This is a genomic window from Burkholderia sp. BCC1999 (assembly GCF_905339975.1).
In the GTDB taxonomy this organism is placed as follows: Bacteria; Pseudomonadota; Gammaproteobacteria; order Burkholderiales; family Burkholderiaceae; genus Burkholderia.
The window spans coordinates 1-22,477 of sequence record NZ_CAJPHP010000030.1; the positions used below are offsets into that span (position 1 = coordinate 1).

The following is a 22,477-nucleotide window of genomic DNA, read 5'->3' on the forward strand; positions in this document are numbered from 1 at the left end:
GGAAATGTGCGTCGAATGGCAGGTGACGACGCGGCCAGTGCCAATCCTTCGAAAACACCCCCACTCAGGAAACGACAACCGTAAATTCGACGCCTGATTCGAAGTCCAGCGTTGTAGTCGAAAACCGCGGATCGTTGTCGAGGTAGTGCTTGTACGATCGAACGGCGTCCTCGGCGGTGTACATATTGTCGGCAAGTACCACCGATCCCGGGCGCAGCAGGCGCTCGATCTGCTTGAACAGTTTCAGATAGGCGTCGGCCCATATGTCGATAAATACCATGTCGAACGTACCGTCCAGATCGGCAACGGTAGCGTTTGCGCGCGAGCAGGGTATTGAGCGCGATACCGCTTTGCGCGGTCATCTCCTTGAAGGACTGCCCTTCCAGTTCATGCGCGATAAAAACCTCTCGCTGATTCGCTGGCAACTCGTCGAGTGCGTCCTGCAACGCCTTGAGCACCAGCGCGCGAGCGTAGAGCGCTTCGGGGCCGGCATCGTGTGCCGGGAGCGCGAGGTCCAGGCGATACTCGCTGCTCGTTTCGTCCTCGGCGTCGAGCAGGTCGGCCAGCGGCTGCTCTTTCTTTTTGCGAAAACGATCGATGATGCGGTTGCGCGCGGTACGGAAAAGCCACGCGCTCGCCTGTTCGATTGGAGCAGGCAGCCGATAGGCTTGTACGAATTCGTAAAACACGTCCTGCAGGATGTCCTCGGCATCGTCCGGGTCGCGGATCCGGCGCCGGATGAAATTGGCTAGCCTCGTTCGTTCGCGCATCACCGTCGCAGTGATGTCGCGGTCTGGGTCGGTCATCATGTGCGAAGTGGGTGGCGATTCCATGCCTGTGAAGACGTTTCAGGCGCTCGAATATTGTGACGCGCGTGAAAATCCGCTGCCGAACGCATCGCCTCCGTGCACCACGGACGTTCGGCACGGAAGTCCGGTCTTGCCGAATCAGTCCCGCCTTCCTCCCGCAGCTCCGCGGCCCCGCCGGCCCCTTATCCGAACTGGTCAGGCCAGTCTGGCCTTAAGTTCCCGTTGCCGCGGTCGTTAAACAGGACGTTGCCGGCCTTCGGCGACCCCATTCAAATAACGCGGTAACGGAGATCGAAGTCATCATGCTGTCCTCGATTCGTGCTCGGATACTTGCGACCTGCGTCGCCATCGTGGTCACGGCGCTGGCCGTGACGGGGGGGCTGGTCTATTACGTCGTCAAGAACCACAACGACGAGACCATCGACCAGAACCACAAGTCGATCCTCGCCGGTCACGCGCTGGCGATCAACGAATGGGTGGCCAGCAGGGGACGGGAAACCCAGGCACTCGCCGACACGATCGCGATCGGCGAAGGCGACCCGCTGCCAGCGTTGAAACTGCTCGGCAAGTCGGGCGGCTTCGAGGTGTTGACGCTTGGCCTTCCGGACAAGACCGCGTTCTCGAACGTCCCGCTCGCGCCCGGCTACGACGCGACCGCACGGCCCTGGTACAAGCAGGCCGTCAGCGCGGGCCAGCTGGTCGTGACGGCACTCTACCGCGATGCGACGACCGGCAAGCCGGCGGTCGCGTTCGCGGTGCCCGTGGTGCGCGACGGCACGGTGAAGGGCGTGCTGGCCGCCAGCCTGTTCATGGAGAGCGTGAGCGCGATCGTCACCTCTGTTCACCCGACACCGGCGAGCTTCGCGTTCCTGGTGGACAAGAGCGGGCGCGTGATCGCATCGGCCAAGACCGACCTGATCATGAAGCCTGCGACCGGTCTTTCGCCGGTGCTCGATTCCGATCACCTCGGCGCGCTGCAGACGGCGTCTACGCCTGTCGCGGTCGACATCGACGGGGCCACCAAGCTGGTGCGCGCACAGCCGATCGCCGGCACCGACTGGTCGCTGGTGCTCGCGCTCGACAAGGCCGACGTGACGGCCGGCATGCGCGCGGTCGCGACGACGACGCTGGCTGCCATCCTGATCGTTGCCGTCATCGCGGCGGCGCTCGTCGGCGCGATGACGAACGCGGCCTTCAAGCGCATCCTGCTGGTTCGCGATGCGCTCACGGACGTCTCGACCGGCAGCGGCGACCTGACGAAACGCCTGCCTGCCGACGGCGAGGACGAAGCCGCGCAGATCGCGCATGCGTTCAACCTGTTCGCCGAAAAGATCAGCACGATCCTGCTGCAGATTCGCGAATTCAGCGAGTCCGTCAACCTCGCGAGCGCCGAGATCGCACAGGGCAACCAGGATCTGTCGAGCCGGACTGAACATGCGGCGTCGAGCTTGCAGGAAACGGCCGCCGCGCTCGAGGAAATCGCCGGTACGGCACGCAATTCGGCCGATGCGGCAAGCCAGGTGAGCCGTCTGGCCGAATCCGCGTCGAATGTCGCGCTGCGCGGCGGCTCGGTCGTGAGCGAGGTCGTGTCGACGATGAACGACATCACGCAAGCGTCCGGCGAGATTGCCAACATCGTAGGCGTGATCGACGGCATCGCATTCCAGACCAACATTCTCGCGTTGAACGCTGCCGTCGAGGCCGCACGCGCGAACGAGCACGGCCGCGGTTTTGCGGTCGTTGCCGGCGAGGTGCGTGCACTCGCGCAGCGCAGCGCGCAGGCCGCCAAGGAGATCAAGCTGCTGATTCACACGTCGGTCGAGAAGATCGAAGGCGGCTCCGGACTCGTCCTGACGGCCGGTGCAACGATGGACGAAATCGTCGAGGGCGTGCGCAGCATCACGGGCGTGATCGCCGAGATTACCGTCGCGGCGAAGGAGCAGAGCACGGGGCTCGAGCAGGTGAATCAGGCCGTGTCGCATCTCGACAATGCGACACAGCAGAATGCGGCGCTCGTCGAGCAGTCGGCGGCCGCGGCGGCGTTGTTGCGCGAGCAGGCCGCCAGGCTTGCGCAGACGGTCGGCGAGTTCAAGCTCGAGGACAACCGTGCATTGACGTTGCAGCCCGCTTGACGAGGTGCGATACCGGCTACGTCCATCGATCGGCGGCATGGGCGGACGCAGCATCCTTCACGCGTGCGTGCGTTCCCGGATAGCAGGAATCGGGCGCAGCTTACGTGACCTGCGAAGCATGCCCGGCGACGATGCGCCAGCCAGTGCCCGATCGGCGCCAGAGGCGCGTATAGGCAAACGTACCGCCGAACGCCACGCCGTCGAAATGGCCGGCGAGGGTCGCTTGCGTCGTCGTCAGAATCAGCTCGTCGATCGCGCATGCGCGCATTTCGTGGACGTCGAGCTTCTCCAGGCGCAGAAGCTTCGCGCGATGCGCGGCCAGATCGTCCTCCTTCGAGATGACCTGGCCGGTCGGGACGGTAAATACCAACTGGTCGTCCAGCAGCGCATCGAGCGCGTCGACATCGTTGACCCGCATCGCCGCGCATAACGCAGTTTCAAAAGGTTCGATGACGGTACGGATTGCATCCATGTCGGCTCCTCGCTTCATCCTTGAGGGGTTGAGACTGCGCACGCAGTGGCGACGGCGGACGAAGGCTACCGCGCATTCGACAGCGCCTGACGTCGCACCAGCATCACCGTGCAGATGCCGATCGACGCGATGACGTTGACGACCGGATAAAACGCGACCGCGACACTCCACGTGCTCAGCGCCAGCAACGCCAGCGCGTACTTGAGCACGCACAGTGCGAAATAGGCGAGGCTCTCGCTCCACGGATCGCGGATGGTCTTGCGCACGGTCGGGCCGAGGCCGGCCAACTCGATCAGCGTGACCAGGCAGATCGAGATCGTCGGGTCGTCGGTCAGCATCCACAGCGGAATGGCCGACAGCGCCGCGCCCAGAAAAACCCAGTCGAGGCCGGTCCAGCCGCGTTCGCCGCGAAAGACGCTCGCCACCAGCGTCAGAAAGCACGTGATGGCAATCGCCGCCGTACACCACGCGGACGGCCCCGCACCCGCAACGAACTGGCCGGCCGCCGCGATTGCCGTGACGACCGACCAGACGAGCCACGTGAACAGATGCGGGCGCACGGTGCGTCGGTAGATCGCAAGCGCGTACGGAATCGCCGCCAGCAAGGACACGGCCGTGCCGATCACGCCAAAGATCGATGCGGCACCCTGATCGACATTCACCATCGACGCACCTCGCTCGGACTGGCCGACCAGTATGTGGTCGGACGAATTGCGGCGCAATGTCGTGCTGGCGCTTCTGCCCCGGAACGCCGAAAAAATCGAACCCCAAAACAAACGGCACCGGGATCGGGAAGCGGCAGGAAAACCCACTGCACGACGATCGGATGAATAGAAATAACCTCTTCAGTGAGAAGAAAAACTGTTCTTTCAAATCTCTTTTTGATGACCGACAGTTTGCCAACCGGACGATTGCTGCGATGCCCGGCAGTCATGGGCCCAGGTCATGGCTGCCAACGTCGGTCGTCGGGTCGAATCCAGGCGGAGCGCAACACACAAGCGCCGGGTCGTCACAACGGAGTCTTGAATGAACCCAACTTCAGCAGAAAACCATCAGCACGCGGACTGGAGACGTCTCGCGGCGCAGGTCATCCCGAGAACGCTTGCGCATATCGACGGCCGCAGCGTGCCGGCGCGCAGCGGCCGGACGTTCGCCGCGATGAATCCGGCGACCGAGGCCGTCATCGCGGAGGTCGCATCGTGCGACGCACCGGATGTCGACGATGCCGTGCGCGCCGCGCGCCACGCGTTCGAATCCGGCGTCTGGTCGCGCTGCGCACCGGCCGAGCGCAAGCGCGTGCTGTGCCGGCTCGGCGAACTCATCGCGGCGCATGGCGCAGAACTCGCGCTGCTCGACTCCCTCAACATGGGCAAGCGCGTCGCGGACGCGTTCAGCATCGACGTGCCGGCCGCCGGCGGCCTGTTCAGCTGGTACGGCGAAGCCGTCGACAAGCTGCATGGCGAAGTCGCGTCGACCGACCCCGGCAACCTCGCGGTCGTCACGCGTGAACCGCTGGGTGTGGTCGGCGCGGTCGTGCCGTGGAATTTTCCACTCGACATGGTCGCGTGGAAGGTGGCGCCGGCACTCGCGGCCGGCAATAGCGTGGTGCTGAAGCCGGCGGAACAGTCGCCGCTGTCCGCGCTGCGTCTCGCGGAGCTGGCGCTCGAGGCCGGCCTGCCGCCCGGCGTGCTGAACGTCGTGCCCGGTTATGGCGAGACCGCGGGGCGCGCGCTCGGGTTGCATCCCGATGTCGACGTACTCGCGTTCACGGGATCGACGGCCGTCGGCAAGAAATTCCTCGAGTATGCCGCGCAGTCGAACATGAAGCAGGTATGGCTCGAATGCGGCGGCAAGAGCCCGAATCTCGTGTTCGACGATACGGACGATCTCGACCTCGCCGCACGCAAGGCGTGCTTCGGCATCTTCTTCAACCAGGGCGAAGTGTGTTCCGCGAACTCGCGGCTGCTGGTCCAGCGCTCGATCCACGACGCGTTCGTCGACCGGCTGATCTCGCATGCGGCCGCGTTCATGCCTGGCGATCCGCTCGATCCGTCGAGCGGGATGGGTGCGATCGTCGACGAGCAGCAGCATCGGCGCGTGCGCGAGTGGATCGCGCGCGGCCGCGACAGCGCAACGCTCGCGATCGGCGGCGGTGCGCCGCGTGTCGACGGCAAGGGCTACTTCATCGAACCGACGATCTTCATCGACGTGAAGCCTGACGATGCGATCGCGCGCGAGGAGATCTTCGGACCGGTGCTGTCGGTGATGGCGTTCGACACCGAGGACGAGGCCGTGCGGCTCGCGAACGACTCGATCTACGGTCTTGCCGCGTCGGTGTGGACCGGCAGCCTGTCGCGTGCGCATCGCGTAGCGGGCCGGCTGAAGGCCGGGACGGTGTCCGTCAACACGGTCGATGCGCTGAGTGCGCAGACGCCGTTCGGCGGGTTCCGCCAGTCGGGCTTCGGCCGCGATCTGTCCTTGCATGCGATCGACAAGTACACGGGCCTGAAGACGACCTGGATCAGCTACTGATTCGAACCGGCGGGCCGCAAGCGGCCGCGCCGGGCTGCACAACCCTCACTTTTTATCCTTACAAAGAACCGGAGACTTGCCCATGAATGCGCCCAACTTTCCGCATCGCACGACGCAGGACTATCAACGCAGCGACGCCGCGCACCACCTGCATGCATTCGTCGACCAGAAGGCGCTGAACGAGGAAGGCGCGCGCGTGATGGTGCGCGGCGAAGGTGTATATCTATGGGATAACGACGGCAACCGCTATCTGGACGGCATGTCCGGGCTGTGGTGCACCAACGTCGGCTACGGCCGGCCGGAGCTGGTCGATGCCGCCGCGCGGCAGATGAAGGAACTGTCCTACTACAACATGTTCTTTCACACGACGCACCCGTCGGTGATCGAACTGTCGGAGCGGCTGTTCGCGCTGCTTGGCAATCGCTTCAGCCACGTGGTGTATACCAATTCGGGTTCCGAATCGAATGAGGTGCTCATCCGCACGGTGCGGCGCTTCTGGGACGTGATGGGCAAGCCGGAGAAAAAGGTGCTGATCGGCCGCGTGAACGGCTATCACGGCTCGACGGTCGGCAGTGCGTCGCTGGGCGGGATGGCGTTCATGCATGAAATGGGTGACCTGCCGATTCCGAACATCACGCACGTCGACGAACCATACTGGTACGCGAACGGCGGCGACCTGAGCCCCGAGGCGTTCGGCAAGCAAGCGGCGCTGTCGCTCGAGCGCAAGATCCTCGAGATCGGCGCGGACCGCGTTGCCGCATTTGTCGCGGAACCGTTCCAGGGCGCGGGCGGGATGATTTTCCCGCCGGACGGCTACTGGCAGGAGATCGAACGCATCTGCCGCCAGTACGACGTGCTGCTCTGCGCGGACGAAGTGATCGGCGGCTTCGGCCGTACCGGCGAGTGGTTCGCGCATCGTCACTTCGGCTTCGAACCCGACCTGATCTGCATGGCAAAGGGGCTGACTTCGGGCTATGTGCCGATGGGCGGCCTGATCATGAGCCGACGCGTCGGCGAAGCGCTGGTCGACAAGGGCGGCGTCTATGCGCACGGGCTGACGTATTCGGGGCACCCGGTCGCGGCCGCCGTTGCACTGGCGAACCTCGACGTGCTCGAGCGCGAGGGCCTCGTCGAGCGGACGAAGACGGATACGGGGCCGTACCTGCAGAAGGCGCTGCGCGATGCGTTCGACGGCCATCCGCTCGTCGGCGAGATCCAGGGCGTAGGCGCGGTCGGCGCGATCCAGTTCGCGAAGAACAAGGCGACGCGCGAGCGCTTCGCGAACGAGGCCGACCTGACCTGGCACAGCCGGACGGTCGGTTTCGAGCTCGGTGCGATCGTGCGTTCGACGAACGGCCGCCTGATCGTGGCGCCGCCGCTGGTGATCGATCATGCGCAAATCGACGAACTGGTCGGCACGATGCGCAAGGCGGTGGATGCGACCGCGCGCGAAGTGCTCGGGATCGACTGCTGACCGGTCAGGCGACGCGCTTTCGTCCGGCGACTGGCTGGCGGAAGCGCGCTTCGCTCCGAAGCGGGTAACCGTGGCGCCGAGAATCGGGCGTCGAAGGTAGCGGGCGATCAAACGACGTGCTTGCGGTCGCACATCAATTAGGATTGCAAATGACATTGCATTCCGGATGACGATCGCAGCCTTCAATCGGGGCCGAGTGGCCGCGTGACCCTGCTGTCCGCGTACCGACACACATCACGACATCAACAAGGAGACGAAATGAGTCAGGGCGAGTCCATTGCTCATCTCGAGGAAAGCACCATCCAGCCGATTCCGCTGACCGAGCGGCACGGCAGTGCGAAGGATCTGTTCACGATCTGGTTCGGATCGAACATCATGATGCTGACGATCGTCACGGGCTCGCTCGCGACGACGGTGTTCAAGCAGCCGTTCTGGTGGGCCGCGCTCGCGACGCTCACCGGCAGCCTGATAGGCGCGGTCTTCATGGCGCTGCATTCCGCGCAGGGGCCGCAGCTCGGCGTGCCGCAGATGATCCAGACACGCGGGCAGTTCGGGTCGTTCGGCGCGTTGCTCGTGGTCGCACTGGTCGTCGTGATGTACGTCGGCTTCTTCGCGTCGAACTGCGTGTTCGGCGGGCAGGCGCTGCACAGCCTGAGTGCCGCGATTCCGCTCGATGCCGGCGTCGTCGTGATCGGCCTGATCAGTCTGCTCGGATCGATCTACGGCTACAAGCTGATCCACGCGTATGCGCGGCTGCTGAGCTGGTGCTCGGGTAGCGTGCTGGTGCTCGCGTTCGTGTGGATCATCTTCGTGCACGGGTTGCCGGGCGATACGTTCTCGAAGCATTCGCTGAACCTGTCCGGTTTCCTTGGCGCGATGTCGGTCGCCGCGCTGTGGCAGATCGCGTACGCGCCGTACGTGTCGGACTATTCGCGCTACCTGCCGCCCGATACGGGGCCGCGTACGGCATTCTGGTCGAGCTACTGGGGCTGCGTGCTCGGCTCGTTCTTCCCGATGCTGCTCGGCTGCCTGGTCGGCCTGGCAACGCCCGACGGCAACGTCGTGAGCGGTCTGACCGGCCTCACGCAGGGGATCAGCGTGCTCGTGATCGTCGTGCTGTCGTTCGGCATCGCGGCGAGCAACGCGATGGAGCTGTATTGCGGTGCGCTGTCGGCCATCACCGTGCTGCAGACGCTCTTTCCGTCGTGGTCGGGCAAGGCCCGCGCGCGGGCGATCACGGCGATCGTCCTGTGCGCCATCGCGCTCGCGATCGCGCTGTTCGGGCAGGACAATTTCCTCGCCGGCTACACGAACTTCATCCTGCTGCTGCTGTACGTGCTCGTGCCGTGGACCGCGATCAACCTCGTCGACTACTACCTCGTCTGTCACGGCGAGTACGACGTCGCGTCGTTCTTCCGTCAGGACGGCGGCATCTACGGGCGCTTCAACACGATCGCGGTCGGGTCGTACGTCATCGGGATCGTCGCGCAGGCGCCGTTCATGGCGACCGATCTCTATACGGGCGAACTGGCGAGCCGGCTCGGCGGGGCGGACGTGTCGTGGATCGTCGGCCTGTCGCTGACGTCGCTCGTCTACTACGCGGGTTGCAAGCTGTTCTCGCGGCCGCTGCAGGGTGTCGCGGCGAGCGTCGACTGAGTGTGTCGGGGCATCGGCGCCTGCGCGATGTTACGGCGTGAATGTCCGCAGGCGCTCCGCGTGCGCTTCGAGCCCGAAGTCATGGCCGAGCCTTCCGGTGCGAATCTCGCGGAGGTTCGCATCGTATCGGCGTCGCGGGACGGGCTCCCCGCGACTTTCGCACGCGTCGCGTGTCATGCGCCCGTGCTTCAAGGCTCCGCCTTCGTCGCATGCACGTCACGCCGGAATGCGCCGGGGCTCGTGCCCGTCCACTTGCGGAACGCACGATGAAACGCGCTCGGTTCGGTGAAGCCGAGTTCGGTCGCGATCTCCGCGACGCTGAGCGCGTGCCCGCGCAACAGCGACTGGGCCAGCGCGCCGCGCAGTTCGTCCTTGATCGCCGCGAAGCTCTGCCCTTCGCTGCGCAGACGCCGCCGCAGCGTCGCCGGCGTCGTGCCGAGGCGAACGGCCAGCGCATCGAAGTCGGGCCACTCGGCCGCCGGTAGCGCTTTCAGGTGCGCGCGCGTTTTCGCGACCCAGCCGGTGTCGTGCCGGTAGCGGACCAGCAGGTTGCCGGGCGCGCCGCGCAGGAAGGTTTTCAGCGCCTGCGCCGAGCGGATCGTCGGCAGAGCGAGATACGCGGCGTTGAACGCGAGCCGGCTGTCGGGCCGGTCGAAATGCACGGGTACGCCGAAGAACTGGTGATAGTCGCTGCGCTGGCCGGGGCTCGGGCACGCGAAATCGATGCGTTGCAGCGGAATGCGCCGGCCGATCAGCCAGCAGGCGACGCCGAGCAGGATCAGCCAGAACGTCCGGTACGCGAACGCCGGATACGGCGCGCCCGATTGCTTGAGCACGATCTGCGCCTGCCCGTCGGCCACGACGAGTTCGCCGCGCGGCTCGTCGAGCACCACGCGCAGGAACTGCAGCGCACGCCGCAGTGCCTGCTCGAGTGTGCCGGCGTGCAGCACCGCGTGGCACAGCAGCGTGAAGCTGCCTTGCCGCATCGGGCGCGCGGCGAGACCGAAGAATTCGTCGTCGAGCGTGGCGGCGATTGCCAGCCACAGCCGGCCGTACTGTTGCGGCGTGACGGGCTCGCGCACGGCGGCCGGCAGGCCGGCGGCGCGCAGCACGGGTTCCGTCGGCAGGCGTTGCCGGCGCAGGCACGCGAGCGCGTCGTCGACGAAATCCGGCGAAATCATCTGCGGCCCCATTTTTCCGCATCCTCCCGACATGGCAAAAGCGATCACGATTCTAGATTCTGTTTGTCATTGATTGCAATGTGCGGGCTGTCTACTATCGATATATCCCCCGTCGCGCCCCTGGCTCGCCGGCGGCCATAACGCACAGGAGACACGCATGCCTGATGGAGCTACCGCCCGGGCGGTGCCGGCCTACGCCGACGCCGTGGCCCGGTTCAGTATCGAGACCGCCGCCGCGCAGTTGCACGGCGACCTGGAACGCGGCCTGAACGCGTGCGTCGAATGCTGCGACCGGCACGCGACGGCGGACGCGGTCGCACTCGACTGGATCGACCTCGGCGGGCAGCACCACCGCTTCACGTTCGCGCAGATGCAGGCGTTGTCGGCCCGGGTCTCGAACCTGCTGGTCGCGCAGGGCGTGAAGCCGGGCGACGTCGTGGCCGGCCTGCTGCCCCGCACGCCGGAGCTGGTCGCGACGATCCTCGGCACGTGGCGCGCGGGCGCCGTCTATCAGCCGCTGTTCACCGCGTTCGGCCCGAAGGCGATCGAGCACCGGTTGCGCATGAGCGATGCGCGGCTCGTCGTGACCAACGTCGCGAATCGCGCGAAGCTCGACGAGATCGCCGATTGCCCGCCGGTCGCGACGGTGCGCGATGCAGGCGAGACGCTGCCGGCGAACGACATCGATTTCCGCGCGGCGATCGATGCGCAGCCTGATACGTTCGAACCCGTGCTGCGCAAGGGCACCGACCTGTTCATGATGATGTCGACATCGGGCACGACGGGCCTGCCGAAGGGCGTCCCGGTGCCGCTGTACGCGCTGCTCGCGTTCGGTGCGTACACGCGCGACGCGGTCGACCTGCGCGCAGGCGACCGGTTCTGGAACATCGCCGATCCGGGCTGGGCGTACGGCCTGTATTACGCGATCACGGGCCCGCTGGTGCTCGGTCATGCGACGACGCTCTACGAAGGCAGCTTCACGGTCGAGAGCACGTACGACGTGATCGAACGGCTCGGCATCACGAGCCTGGCCGGCTCGCCGACCGCGTACCGGATGCTGATGGCGGCCGGGCCGGAAGCGGCGGCGCGCGTGAAGGGCAAGCTGCGCGTGGTGAGCAGCGCGGGCGAACCGCTGAATCCGGAGGTCGTGCGCTGGTTCGACGCGGCGCTCGGCGCGCCGATCTACGATCACTACGGCCAGACCGAGCTCGGGATGGTCGTGAACAACCATCACGGTCTCGCACACGTGGTGCATGTCGGGTCAGCCGGCTTCGCGATGCCGGGCTACCGGGTCGCGGTGCTCGACGAAGCGGGCCGCGAGCTTGGCCCCGGCCAACCGGGCAACCTCGCGATCGACATCGCGCGCTCGCCGCTGCTGTGGTTCCGCGGCTACTGGCAGCAGGACACGCCGGCGATCGCGGGCGGCTACTACCGGACAGGCGACAACGTCGAGCTGGAGCCGGACGGCACCGTGAGCTTCATCGGCCGCGCAGACGACGTGATCACCTCGTCCGGCTACCGGATCGGCCCGTTCGACGTGGAAAGCGCGCTGATCGAGCATCCGGCCGTCAGCGAAGCCGCGGTGATCGGCGTGCCCGATCCGGAGCGCACGGAGATCGTGAAGGCGTTCGTCGTGCTGTCGAAGGGCTTCGACGGCACGCCCGAACTGGCCGAGGAATTGAGCCTGCATGTGAAGCGGCGGCTGTCCGCTCACGCGTATCCGCGCGCGATCGATTTCGTCGACGCGCTGCCGAAAACCCCGAGCGGCAAGATCCAGCGTTTCGTGCTGCGCAAGATGGAAGCCGAGAAGGCCACTCAACCATGAATACGGACTGCGAATGAATATCAAGGATCGCGTTTTTCTGATTACGGGCGCCGGTTCGGGCCTCGGCGCCGCGGTGGCGCGCATGGTCGTCGAGCAGGGCGGCAAGGCCGTGCTGCTCGACGTCAATGACGATGCGGGCACGAGCCTCGCGCACGAACTCGGTGCGGCCGCACGCTTCGTGAAGACCGACGTGACGAGCGAAGCCGATGGGCAGGCGGCTGTCGCTGTTGCGCGCGACGCGTTCGGTCGCATCGACGCGCTGGTCAACTGCGCGGGCGTTGCGCCGGGCGAGAAGGTCGTCGGCCGCGAGGGCCCGCACTCGCTCGAGCGCTTCGCGCGTGCGGTGTCGATCAATCTGGTCGGCACGTTCAACATGATCCGGCTGGCCGCCGAAGCGATGTCGAAGCAGGACGCCGATGCGGAAGGCGAGCGCGGCGTGATCGTCAACACCGCATCGGTCGCCGCGTTCGACGGGCAGATCGGGCAGGCGGCGTATGCTGCATCGAAAAGCGGCGTGGTGGGCATGACGCTGCCGATCGCGCGCGAACTCGCGCGCTTCGGCATTCGCGTCGTGACGGTCGCGCCGGGCATCTTCGCGACGCCGATGATGGCCGGCATGCCGCAGGACGTGCAGGACGCGCTCGGCAAGAGCGTGCCGTTCCCGCCGCGGCTCGGCCGCCCGGAAGAATTTGCGGCGCTGGTGCGCCACATCGCCGAGAACACGATGCTGAACGGCGAAGTCATCCGTCTCGATGGCGCGTTGCGCATGGCACCGCGCTGACACTGGAGGAAGCGAATCATGACGACTCAGGATCCGATCGTAATCGTTGGCACGGCGCGTACGCCGATGGGTGGTTTTCAGGGCGACCTGGCGGCGGCCAGCGCGAGCGACCTCGGCGCGGTGGCGATTCGCGCGGCGCTCGAGCGCGCGAACGTGCCGGCCGAACGCATCGACGAAATCGTGTTCGGCTGCGTGCTGCCGGCTGGCCAGGGCCAGGCGCCGGCGCGACAGGCCGCGCTGAAGGCCGGGCTGCCGCTCGGCGCGGGCGCGACCACGGTCAACAAGATGTGCGGTTCGGGGATGAAGGCCGCGATGTTCGCGCATGACCTGCTGCTGGCCGGTTCGGCGGCGGTGGCTGTCGCGGGCGGGATGGAGAGCATGACGAATGCGCCGTACCTGCTGCCGAAGGCGCGCGCGGGGATGCGCATGGGGCACGGGCAGGTGCTCGACCACATGTTCCTCGACGGGCTCGAAGACGCGTACGAGAAAGGCCGCCTGATGGGCACGTTCGCCGAGGATTGCGCACAGGCGTACCAGTTCACGCGCGAGGCGCAGGATGCGTTCGCGATCGCGTCGCTGACGCGCGCGCAGCGCGCGATCGCCGAAGGGCGTTTCGTGTCGGAGATCGCGTCGGTGACCGTGAAGGCCGGCAAGACCGAAAGCATCGTGTCGATCGACGAGCAGCCGGGCAACGCGAAGCTCGACAAGATTCCGACGCTGAAGCCGGCGTTCCGCGAAGGTGGCACGGTGACGGCCGCGAATGCGTCGTCGATCTCGGACGGTGCGGCCGCGCTCGTGATGATGCGCCGCTCCGAAGCCGAGCGCCTCGGCCTCACGCCGAAGGCCGTGATCGTCGGGCATTCGACGTTTGCGGACAAACCTGGCCTGTTCGCGACCGCGCCGATCGGCGCGCTGCGCAAGCTGTCGGAGAAAACCGGCTGGAACCTGCGCGACGTCGACCTGTTCGAGATCAACGAAGCGTTCGCAGTCGTGCCGATGGCCGCGATGCGCGATCTCGACCTGCCGCACGAGAAGGTCAACGTGCATGGCGGCGCGTGCGCGCTCGGGCATCCGATCGGCGCATCGGGTGCGCGCGTGATGGTGACGCTGCTGGCCGCGCTGGAAACGTACGGCCTGAAGCGCGGCGTCGCATCGCTGTGCATCGGCGGCGGCGAGGCGACGGCGATCGCGATCGAGCGCATCGCGTAACCAGCGCCTGCGACGCGCGCGCAGGCGATCCGGCCAGGACGCCGGATCGCCTGTGTCGCCGTCGGCACGCGTAACCTGCGGCCGCGTGCCGATCAACCGTCGTCATTCGACGGTTTCGCCCCGCGCCTGCAGGTCGGCGTGATAGGACGAACGCACCATCGGCCCCGACGCAACCTGACTGAACCCGAGCGCGAGCGCGCGTTGGCGCAACTGCGCAAATTCCGCCGGGGTGACGAAGCGTTTCACCGGCAGATGATGGCGGGTCGGCTGCAGGTACTGGCCGAGTGTCAGCATGTCCACGCCGTGCGCGCGCAAGTCGCGCATCACCTGTTCGACTTCGTCGAGCTGCTCGCCGAGGCCCAGCATCAGCCCCGACTTGGTCGACACGTTCGGCAACGCGGATTTGAACGCCCGCAGCACGTGGAGCGAGTGCTGATAGTCGGCGCCCGGCCGCGCTTCGCGGTACAGGCGCGGCACGGTTTCCAGATTGTGGTTGAACACGTCCGGTGGCGACTTCGTGAGCGAGTTCAGCGCGATGTCGAGTCGCCCGCGAAAATCCGGCGTCAACGCTTCGATCGTAAGCGCCGGACTGACCCGTCGCGCGTCGCGGATGCATGCGGCGAAGTGTGCGGCGCCGCCGTCGCGCAGGTCGTCGCGGTCGACCGACGTGATCACGACGTACTTGAGCCGCATCGCCGCGATCGTTTCGGCGAGCCGCGCCGGTTCGTCCGGATCGAGCGGAAGCGGTCGGCCATGCCCGACATCGCAGAACGGGCAGCGCCGCGTGCAGATGTCGCCCATGATCATGAAGGTGGCCGTTCCGTGGCTGAAGCATTCGCCGAGGTTCGGACAACTCGCTTCCTCGCAGACCGTATGCAGCTTCTGCTCGCGCAGCACCTGCTTGAGTGCGATCACCTCGCGCGAGCCGGGGAACGCCGCGCGTATCCATTCCGGCTTGCGCAGCATGCCGGCCGGTTCGGTCGCGACGATCTTCACGGGGATGCGCGCCATTTTTTCGGCGGCGGACAACTTGGTTCCCGCGGCCATCGGCGCGGGGCGGGTTTCCGGATGCGCCATGGCTCAGCCTCGATAGTATCGCTGGGGGACGAACGGGGTTTTCGCGACTTCGATCGCGACCGGCCTGCCGCGGACGATTGCATGCAGCGCCGTGCCGGGCGTCGCGCATTCGGCGGCGACATAGCCGATCGCCACCGGGCCGCCGTGCGTCGGACCGAACCCGCCGCTCGTTACCGTGCCGATCGACCGGCCGTCGGGCCCGGTGATGTCGGCGCCTTCGCGCACCGGCACCTTGTCTTTCACGACGAAGCCGACGCGCTTTCTTTGCACGCCTTCGGCGAGTTGTCTTGCGACGATATCGGCGCCCGGATAGCCGCCGGCGCGCGCGCCGCCCGGACGGCGCACCTTCGAGATGGCCCACAGCAACCCGCCTTCGATCGGTGTCGTGCCGGTGTCGATGTCGTGTCCATACAGGCACAAGCCGGCTTCGAGGCGCAGCGAGTCGCGCGCGCCGAGGCCGATCGGCTCGACTGCCGGATCGGCGAGCAGCAAACGCGCCAGCGCGTCCGCGCGATCGGCCGGTACCGAGATCTCGTAGCCGTCCTCACCCGTGTAGCCGGAGCGACTTACGTAGCATGCCGCGCCGGCCAACTCGATGCGCACGCTCTGCATGAAGGTCAGACCGGCCAGCGGCGGTGCGAGCCGGCCCAGCACCGCCGCGGCAACCGGGCCTTGCAGTGCCAGCAGCGCACGGTCGGCCAGTTCGACAACCGCGCAGCGGTGGCCGATCCGGTTCTTCAGATGCGCGATGTCGCGGGCCTTGCACGCGGCGTTGACGACCACGTAGAACACGTCGTCGTCGAGGCGGGTGATCATCAGGTCGTCGAGAATGCCGCCTTGTTCGTTCGTGAACAGCGCATAGCGTTGCATGCCGACCGGCAGGTCGATCACGTCGATCGGCACCAGCGTTTCCAGCGCGGCGGCGGCGTCCGCGCCCGTCAGCATGACCTGACCCATGTGCGAAACGTCGAACAGGCCTGCATGGTCGCGCGTGTGGAGATGCTCTTTCAGGATGCCGAGCGGATACTGCACGGGCATCTCGTATCCGGCGAACGGAACCATCTTCGCGCCGAGTTCGAGATGCAGGTCATGGAGTGCGGTGCGGGAAAGCGGGTGGGTCATCGTGATTCCATGTAGTTAGGATGTCAAATATTTCACGCCGTCGTTGCATCGACGATGAACGATGGGGACCGCTCTCGGGGGCGTTGATTCCGCCCCCGAGAGCGGCTGCGTGATGACCGTGTGCGTTACTTGCCGTATACCGGCAGTGCGCCGCAGAGTTCCGCAACGTGCCGTCTCACGCGTTCGATGACGGCCGGGTTTTCGATGTCGTCGAGAATGTCGCAGATCCAGCCGGCCACCGCGCGCACTTCGGCTTCCTTGAAGCCGCGGCTGGTGATCGCCGGCGTGCCGATGCGGATTCCGCTGGTCACGAACGGACTTTGCGGATCGTTCGGCACCGCGTTCTTGTTCACGGTGATGTGCGCGCTGCCGAGCGCTGCATCGGCGGCCTTGCCGGTCAGCCCCTGGCGGATCAGGCTCACGAGGAACAGGTGGTTGTCCGTGCCCCCGGAGATGATGTCGTAGCCGCGCGCGACGAACACCGCGGCCATCTCTCGCGCATTGGCGACGACCTGCTGCTGATACGCGGTGAATTCGGGCGACAGCGCTTCCTTGAACGCGACGGCCTTCGCGGCAATCACGTGCATCAGCGGGCCGCCCTGGATGCCGGGGAACACGATCGAGTTGAGCTTCTTCTCGAGCTCCGGGTTCGTGCGCGCGAGAATCAGGCCGCCGCGCGGGCCGCGCAGTGTCTTGTGCGTCGTCGTCGTCACCACGTCGGCGTGGGGTAGCGGATTCGGATACAGCCCGGCTGCGACGAGGCCCGCCACGTGGGCCATGTCGACGAACAGGTACGCGCCTACCGCGTCGGCGATCTGGCGGAAGCGGGCCCAGTCCACCACGCGCGAATATGCGGAGAAGCCGGCCGTGATCAGTTTCGGCTTGTGCGCTTTTGCCAGTGCTTCGACCTGGTCGTAGTCGATCTCGCCGGTTTCGACGTTCAGGCCGTATTGCACGGCGCGGTAGATCTTGCCCGAGAAATTCACGTGTGCGCCGTGCGTCAGGTGGCCGCCGTGCGCGAGGCTCATGCCGAGTATCGTGTCGTGCGGCTCGAGCAGCGCCATGTAGACGGCTGCGTTCGCCTGGCTGCCGGAGTGCGGCTGCACGTTCGCATAGTCCGCGCCGAACAGCGCCTTCGCGCGATCGATCGCCAGTTGCTCGGCGACGTCGACGAACTCGCAGCCGCCGTAGTATCGCTTGCCCGGATAGCCTTCCGCGTACTTGTTGGTCAGCACCGAGCCCTGCGCCTGCATCACGCGCGGGCTCGTGTAGTTTTCCGACGCAATGAGTTCGATATGGTCCTCCTGGCGAATGCGCTCGCGCTCCATCGCCGTCCACAGTTCATCGTCGTAACCTTCGATCTTCATGTTTTTGCTGAACATTCGTCTTTCTCCTGATGTCGGAGCCGCGTGGCGGCGCGCGATGCCCGGTCGGGCAGCGCGGCCGGCGCGTCGTCTCGGCTCCTTGGCGGGTTGAGTGAGGTCGGGGCCGGAGCGGCCCGTCCTAGGATTGATACGCTTCGATCGGCGGGCACGAGCACACCAGGTTGCGGTCGCCGTATACGTTGTCGACGCGCGAAACCGGTGGCCAGTACTTGGCCGAAGCCATCGCCGCGACGCCATGCGGATAGACGGCCTGCTCGCGCGAATAGGCGTGACGCCATTCGCCGACGAGTTCGGCCGCCGTGTGCGGCGCATGCTTCAGCGGATTGTCGTCGGCGTCCATCGTGCCGGCTTCGACGGCCGAGATTTCGGCGCGGATCGCGATCATCGCGTCGATGAAGCGGTCGAGTTCCGCCTTCGATTCCGATTCGGTCGGTTCGATCATCAGCGTGCCGGCGACCGGGAAGCTCATCGTCGGCGCGTGGAACCCGAAATCGATCAGTCGCTTCGCGACGTCGTCGACGCTGATGCCGCTGCTGTCCTTCAGTGGCCGCAGGTCGATGATGCATTCGTGCGCGACGCGGCCGTTCGGGCCCGCGTAAAGAATCGGATAGTGCGGCGCGAGGCGGCTCGCGACGTAGTTGGCGTTGAGGATCGCCGTCTCGGTCGCGCGCCGGAGGCCTTCGGCGCCCATCAACGTGATGTAGGTCCACGTGATCGGCAGGATGCTCGCGCTGCCGAGCGGCGCGGCAGACACCGCGCCGATGCCGGGCACGCGGCCTTCGCGGTGACCGGGCAGGAACGGCGCGAGGTGGGACTTTACGCCGATCGGGCCGACGCCGGGGCCGCCGCCGCCGTGCGGGATGCAGAAGGTCTTGTGCAGGTTCAGGTGCGACACGTCGCCGCCGAATGCGCCAGGTTGCGCGAGGCCGACCAGCGCATTCATGTTCGCGCCATCGATGTACACCTGGCCGCCATGCGCATGGACGATGTCGCATGCGTCGCGCACGCGTGCCTCGAACACGCCGTGCGTCGACGGGTACGTGATCATGATCGCGGCCAGCCTGCGGCTGTACTGCACGGCCCTGGCCGCGAGGTCGTCGATGTCGACGTTGCCGTCGTCGTCGCATTTGACGACGACGACCTGCATGCCGACCATCTGCGCCGATGCGGGGTTGGTGCCGTGCGCGGACGACGGAATCAGGCACACGTCGCGCTGTGCCTCGCCGCGACTCGCGTGATATGCACGGATCGCCAGCAGCCCCGCGTATTCGCCTTGCGAGCCCGCGTTCGGCTGCAGCGACACTGCGTCGTAGCCGGTGATCGCACACAGCATCGCTTCGAGCTCCTGGGCGAGCGCGCGATAGCCTTCGGCCTGTTCCGCCGGCGCGAACGGATGCAGCTTCGCGAACGCCGGCCAGGTGATCGGCATCATCTCGACGGTCGCGTTCAGCTTCATCGTGCAGCTGCCGAGCGGAATCATCGTGCGGTCGAGCGCGAGATCGCGGTCGGCGAGCTGGCGCAGGTAGCGCAGCATCTGCGTTTCCGAATGATGGCTGTTGAATGCGGGATGCGTGAGAAACGCACTGCGGCGCAGCAGCGCGGCGGGCAACGCGTCGGCGGCAGCCGCTTCGACGGCCGCGAAATCGGGCACGGCCCGGCCATCGGCGAAGATCGACCAGAGCATCACGACATCGTCGGGCGTGGTCGTTTCGTCGAGGGCGATGCCGATCTGCCGCTCGCTGATCGCACGCAGGTTCATGCGGCATGCGTGCGCTGCCGCATGCACGGCGCCGGTATGGCTGCCGCTGTCGACCGTGACGGTATCGAAGCAGTACTCGGTCGGCACCGCATGGCCGAGCTGGCGCAGGCCCGCGGCGAGCGTGACGGTGAGGCGATGGACGCGGCGCGCGATCGTGGTCAGTCCGTGCGGGCCATGGTAGGTCGCATAGAAGCCGGCGATGTTGGCGAGCAGTACCTGCGCGGTGCAGATGTTGCTGGTGGCCTTCTCGCGCCGGATGTGCTGCTCGCGCGTCTGCATCGCGAGGCGCAATGCCGGGCGGCCGTGCGCATCGACCGACACGCCGACGAGCCGCCCGGGCATCGTGCGCTTGAACGCATCGCGCGTGGCGAAGTAGCCGGCATGCGGGCCGCCGAAGCCGAGCGGTACGCCGAAGCGCTGGGTGGTGCCGATCGCGACGTCGGCGCCGAATTCGCCCGGCGGCGCGAGCAGCGTCAGCGCGAGCAAATCGGCGGAGACTACCGCCAGCGCGCCGTTCGCGTGCAGCGTCTCGACGACGTCGCGGTAGTCGTGGATGTCGCCGAAGGTGCCCGGGTATTGCAGCAGCGCGGCGAAACAGCCGACGCCGGCCAGGTCGCGGCGCGGGTCGCCGACGACGACCTCGATGCCGATCGGCTCCGCGCGCGTGCGGATGATCTCGACAGTCTGCGGATGGCAATCGCGTGCGACGAAGAACACGCGGCTGTCCGACTTCGCCAGGCGTTGGCAGAACGTCATCGCCTCGGCGGCGGCCGTGCCTTCGTCGAGCATCGACGCGTTGGCGATTTCGAGGCCGGTCAGCTCGGCGATCATCGTCTGGAAGTTGAGCAGCGCTTCCAGGCGGCCCTGCGAGATCTCCGGCTGATACGGCGTGTACGCCGTGTACCAGGCCGGATTCTCCAGCACGTTGCGCTGGATGACCGGAGGCGTATGCGTGTCGTGGTAACCCATCCCGATGAAGGACCGGAACACCTGGTTGCGGCCGGCCAAAGCGGCCAGCTTGTCCAGGGCCTCGGCCTCGGTGCAGCTCGACGCCAGCGCGAGCGGTGCCCCGCTGCGGATCGTGGCCGGCACCACCTGCGTCATCAGTTCGTCGATGCCGTTCACGCCGAGTTCGGTGAGCATCGCGGCCTGCTCGCCGGCATCGGGGCCGATGTGGCGGCGCACGAACAACTCGCGTTGCGCGAGAGAATCGAAAGCACTCATGGCCGTCTCCGTCATTCGCCGATATACGCGCGATATGCGGCGGCGTTCATCAGGCCGGCCAGTTGTTCCGGGCGGTCGATGCGCATCCGGAAGAACCAGCCGTCGCCTTCCGCCGCTTCGTTGACGAGGCTCGGCGTGTCGCCGAGGGCGTCGTTCGCGGCCAGCACGGTGCCGGATACCGGCATCTTGACCTCGCCGGCCGCCTTGACCGATTCGACGGTGGCCGCTTCGGCGTGCTGCTCGAACGCATCGCCTTCTCCGGGCAGCGCGACATAGACCAGATCGCCCAACTGCGACTGCGCATGATCGGTGATGCCGACCGTCGCGCTGCCGTCGGCTTCCAGACGCAGCCATTCGTGGGATTCGGTGTACCTGACCTCGCTCATATGCTCTCTTCCTGACAGGGTTGCGTTAAGTGGAACGGCAACGCAAGCCGGAAGGGCGACGGCGGGAGGATGGGCGAGACGCGGCATCCGGACCAGACCGGGGCATTCCAGGCTGCGTGCCTGATGCCCCCTCTGTCCATTTGCCTGAGAGATTCGCGACCCGACGACGGGACGCTTCTCCTTCGGCGAGGCTTGGTCGGCGACCAGAGGCCTACTCTCCAGAGCGCTAATCGATGTGTCAGTCCTTTTGCCTGAGAGTTTCTGGGGCGATTCCCCTTCGGCGCCGCCGGACGGCGGTCTCTCCTGACACATCACGATAGCTGGCGACAATCTAGTCGCACGCGCGCCGCGCTGTCAACACCTCGTTTGAACCGACGCAGGCGGGGGACGGACGCCGGCGCGCGGCGCCGGCATGGCGACGGCGCTGCAATGCGTTGCGCGACAAGGCTTTGCCGCGATCGCGGCGAGCCGATACTTCGGTGGAGTCCGAAGCGAATATCCGATACCGACTATCTGTCCGGGGACGGGGCGTGACGGCCCGCGTGTGCCATCAGATCGTCGACGAACGCACGCAACACGGTCGGCTGCGCGGCGCCGCGCCGAGTGATCGACGAGAACGGCCACGTCGACGTCAGTTGTTCCGCCGCGATCTGACGCATCCGGCCGGCATCGACCCATTGCTTCGCATAGTGCGTGGGCAGAAAGCCGATATAGGCGCCGGTCAGGATCAGTATCGCCTGCGCTTCGACGTTGTCGACGGTCGCGGCGGCGCTGCCGCTTTCGAGCAGTTGCAGGTCGCGTTGCTGCAGGAACGCACGGGCGACCACCTGGCTCTGCCGGATACGCTCGATCAGCGCATCGCCGGTGGCGTCGCTCGAGAACAGCGGGTGATAGCGGCTGCAGTAGAGCCCGTCGGGTTCGTCGTACAGGTGCGTGTAGGACAGGCCGGCGACGGTCAGCGGAAAGTGGCCGATCGCGATATGCAGCCGCCCGTCGAGCACGCGCGCCTCGAGTTCGGCCGGCGTACCGATGTAGATGTCGAGCTGGACGTCGTGGCCGCGCGACACGAACTGGCGCAGCGCGCGCGGCAGCACGGCGTCGGTGTCGGTGACCGTGTTGTCGATGATGCCGAGATGGAGTTTGCCCGAGATGCGCTGCTTGAGCGCATGGGTGTCCATGCAGAACGCCTCGACGGCGACCAACAGGCGCTGCGCGGATTCGTAGGTCGCGACGCCGTGTTCCGTCAGACGAAAGCCGCTGCGCCCACGTTCGCACAGCTTGACGCCCAGGCGCGTTTCGAGGCTCGTCATCTGTTCGCTGATGGTCGACTGGCTCACGTTCAGCGCCGCCTGCGCGGCGGAGAAGCCGCCGCATTTCACGATGGTCATGAAAATCCTGAGCAGTTTCAGGTCGACGTCCTGCAGTTGCTTCATGTCTCGCTCCGCGCCGTTCA

Annotated in this window: 17 protein-coding genes, 2 pseudogenes and 1 riboswitch; of the genes and pseudogenes, 7 read left to right on the forward strand and 12 right to left on the reverse strand. The window is 66.4% G+C overall.

Annotation, left to right across the window (positions count from 1 at the left end; all coding sequences use genetic code 11):
• Positions 1-64 precede the first annotated feature (64 nt).
• Positions 65-310, reverse strand: a pseudogene (locus tag U5809_RS31015) (O-methyltransferase); the annotation flags it as partial.
• Positions 309-833: pseudogene (locus U5809_RS31020) on the reverse strand (RNA polymerase sigma factor); the annotation flags it as partial. The pseudogenes U5809_RS31020 and U5809_RS31015, both read right to left, overlap by 2 nt.
• Before the next feature lie 278 nt (positions 834-1,111).
• Here U5809_RS31020 and U5809_RS31025 point away from each other — a divergent pair.
• Positions 1,112-2,941, forward strand: a complete 1,830-nt coding sequence (locus U5809_RS31025; RefSeq protein WP_322089311.1) for a methyl-accepting chemotaxis protein — start codon at positions 1,112-1,114, stop codon at positions 2,939-2,941.
• Positions 2,942-3,041: 100 nt separating this feature from the next.
• Here the strand turns inward: U5809_RS31025 and U5809_RS31030 are convergent, their stop codons facing one another.
• From U5809_RS31030 to U5809_RS31040, 3 genes are all read right to left on the reverse strand, one after another.
• Positions 3,042-3,413, reverse strand: a complete 372-nt coding sequence (locus tag U5809_RS31030) for a nuclear transport factor 2 family protein (protein WP_322089313.1) — start codon at positions 3,411-3,413, stop codon at positions 3,042-3,044.
• A 65-nt stretch (positions 3,414-3,478) separates the two neighbouring features.
• The gene (locus U5809_RS31035) at positions 3,479-4,078 is read right to left on the reverse strand and encodes a hypothetical protein (RefSeq protein WP_322089314.1); all 600 of its coding nucleotides are present in this window, start codon (positions 4,076-4,078) and stop codon (positions 3,479-3,481) included.
• Positions 4,072-4,347, reverse strand: a complete 276-nt coding sequence (locus U5809_RS31040) for a hypothetical protein (protein ID WP_322089315.1) — start codon at positions 4,345-4,347, stop codon at positions 4,072-4,074. The genes U5809_RS31035 and U5809_RS31040 overlap by 7 nt, the downstream gene beginning before the upstream one ends.
• Positions 4,348-4,439: 92 nt before the next feature.
• Between U5809_RS31040 and U5809_RS31045 the strand changes: the two genes are divergently transcribed.
• From U5809_RS31045 to U5809_RS31055, 3 genes are all read left to right on the forward strand, one after another.
• Positions 4,440-5,945, forward strand: a complete 1,506-nt coding sequence (locus U5809_RS31045; RefSeq protein WP_322089316.1) for an aldehyde dehydrogenase — start codon at positions 4,440-4,442, stop codon at positions 5,943-5,945.
• A gap of 82 nt (positions 5,946-6,027) precedes the next feature.
• Positions 6,028-7,419, forward strand: a complete 1,392-nt coding sequence (locus U5809_RS31050; RefSeq protein ID WP_282512505.1) for an aspartate aminotransferase family protein — start codon at positions 6,028-6,030, stop codon at positions 7,417-7,419.
• 258 nt (positions 7,420-7,677) lie between these two features.
• Complete coding sequence (locus tag U5809_RS31055) at positions 7,678-9,075, forward strand: purine-cytosine permease family protein (RefSeq protein ID WP_282512507.1); 1,398 nt, start codon at positions 7,678-7,680, stop codon at positions 9,073-9,075.
• 188 nt (positions 9,076-9,263) lie between these two features.
• Here U5809_RS31055 and U5809_RS31060 read toward each other — a convergent pair whose 3' ends face one another.
• Positions 9,264-10,268, reverse strand: a complete 1,005-nt coding sequence (locus U5809_RS31060) for an AraC family transcriptional regulator (RefSeq protein ID WP_322089318.1) — start codon at positions 10,266-10,268, stop codon at positions 9,264-9,266.
• 145 nt (positions 10,269-10,413) lie between these two features.
• Here U5809_RS31060 and U5809_RS31065 point away from each other — a divergent pair, with 145 nt between their 5' ends.
• The 3 genes from U5809_RS31065 to U5809_RS31075 are packed head-to-tail and all read left to right on the forward strand — an operon-like array spanning position 10,414 to position 14,071.
• The gene (locus U5809_RS31065) at positions 10,414-12,081 is read left to right on the forward strand and encodes an acyl-CoA synthetase (protein ID WP_322089319.1); all 1,668 of its coding nucleotides are present in this window, start codon (positions 10,414-10,416) and stop codon (positions 12,079-12,081) included.
• A 13-nt stretch (positions 12,082-12,094) separates the two neighbouring features.
• On the forward strand, positions 12,095-12,862 hold the full coding sequence (locus tag U5809_RS31070; RefSeq protein WP_322089320.1) for a 3-hydroxyacyl-CoA dehydrogenase: 768 nt from the start codon (positions 12,095-12,097) through the stop codon (positions 12,860-12,862).
• Positions 12,863-12,880: 18 nt separating this feature from the next.
• Positions 12,881-14,071: an acetyl-CoA C-acyltransferase gene (locus U5809_RS31075; protein ID WP_322089322.1), complete on the forward strand. Its 1,191-nt coding sequence runs from the start codon at positions 12,881-12,883 to the stop codon at positions 14,069-14,071.
• 102 nt (positions 14,072-14,173) lie between these two features.
• On the opposite strand, the gene lipA is transcribed toward U5809_RS31075, so the two are convergent.
• The 6 genes from lipA to U5809_RS31105 form a co-directional block, all read right to left on the reverse strand.
• Positions 14,174-15,148, reverse strand: a complete 975-nt coding sequence (gene lipA / locus U5809_RS31080) for a lipoyl synthase (RefSeq protein ID WP_415877973.1) — start codon at positions 15,146-15,148, stop codon at positions 14,174-14,176.
• A 3-nt stretch (positions 15,149-15,151) separates the two neighbouring features.
• Entirely contained in the window at positions 15,152-16,270 is a 1,119-nt protein-coding gene (gene gcvT / locus U5809_RS31085) for a glycine cleavage system aminomethyltransferase GcvT (protein WP_322089323.1), read from the reverse strand.
• Positions 16,271-16,395: 125 nt separating this feature from the next.
• Positions 16,396-17,652 (reverse strand): serine hydroxymethyltransferase, encoded by a 1,257-nt coding sequence (glyA, locus tag U5809_RS31090; RefSeq protein WP_322089324.1) that lies wholly within the window; start codon positions 17,650-17,652, stop codon positions 16,396-16,398.
• A gap of 121 nt (positions 17,653-17,773) precedes the next feature.
• Positions 17,774-20,653: an aminomethyl-transferring glycine dehydrogenase gene (gcvP, locus tag U5809_RS31095; RefSeq protein WP_415877974.1), complete on the reverse strand. Its 2,880-nt coding sequence runs from the start codon at positions 20,651-20,653 to the stop codon at positions 17,774-17,776.
• Entirely contained in the window at positions 20,650-21,024 is a 375-nt protein-coding gene (gene gcvH / locus U5809_RS31100) for a glycine cleavage system protein GcvH (RefSeq protein WP_322089326.1), read from the reverse strand. The genes gcvP and gcvH overlap by 4 nt, the downstream gene beginning before the upstream one ends.
• 229 nt (positions 21,025-21,253) lie before the next feature.
• Positions 21,254-21,340: riboswitch (glycine riboswitch) on the reverse strand.
• 193 nt (positions 21,341-21,533) lie between these two features.
• Positions 21,534-22,457 carry a LysR family transcriptional regulator gene (locus U5809_RS31105; RefSeq protein ID WP_322089327.1) on the reverse strand — a complete coding sequence of 308 codons (924 nt, stop codon included), beginning with the start codon at positions 22,455-22,457 and terminating at the stop codon, positions 21,534-21,536.
• Between the last annotated feature and the right edge of the window lie 20 nt (positions 22,458-22,477).